This window comes from Lamprobacter sp. (assembly GCF_034860625.1).
Classification (GTDB): domain Bacteria; phylum Pseudomonadota; class Gammaproteobacteria; order Chromatiales; family Chromatiaceae; genus Lamprobacter.
Genome location: NZ_JAYESN010000753.1, coordinates 1 through 496, shown reverse-complemented (window position 1 = coordinate 496; position 496 = coordinate 1). Strand labels below are relative to the sequence as shown.

General features: G+C 56.7%; 2 rRNA genes. Both read left to right on the top strand.

What is annotated here, in order from left to right:
• Nucleotides 1-270, top strand: a 23S ribosomal RNA gene (locus tag VBE63_RS31145); the annotation flags it as partial.
• A 104-nt stretch (nt 271-374) separates the two neighbouring features.
• Nucleotides 375-490: ribosomal RNA gene (rrf, locus tag VBE63_RS31140) — 5S ribosomal RNA — on the top strand.
• The last annotated feature ends 6 nt before the right edge of the window (nt 491-496 follow it).

Below are 496 nucleotides of genomic sequence, written 5' to 3'. Positions count from 1 at the left end.
TTTGAGGGAAGCTGCTCCTAGTACGAGAGGACCGGAGTGGACGTACCCCTGGTGTTCCGGTTGTCACGCCAGTGGCATTGCCGGGTAGCTATGTACGGACGGGATAACCGCTGAAAGCATCTAAGCGGGAAGCCCCTCCCAAGATAAGATCTCCCTGGACCCTTGAGGTCCCTGAAGGTCCGTCGTAGACCACGACGTTGATAGGCGGGATGTGGAAGCCGGGTAACCGGTGAAGCTAACCCGTACTAATTGACCGTGCGGCTTGACCATATAACACCCAAACATTTTGGACTGCTGAGCGCACGCCGCTCGCACCTCCACGATCTCACCGAACAACAGGCCATCGGCTCAACAACCGATGCGCCTCCGATTTTCCTGGCGACCAAAGAGCACTGGAACCACCTGATCCCATACCGAACTCAGCAGTGAAACGGTGCATCGCCGATGATAGTGTGGGGCCTCCCCATGCGAAAGTAGGTCATCGCCAGGGTTTATT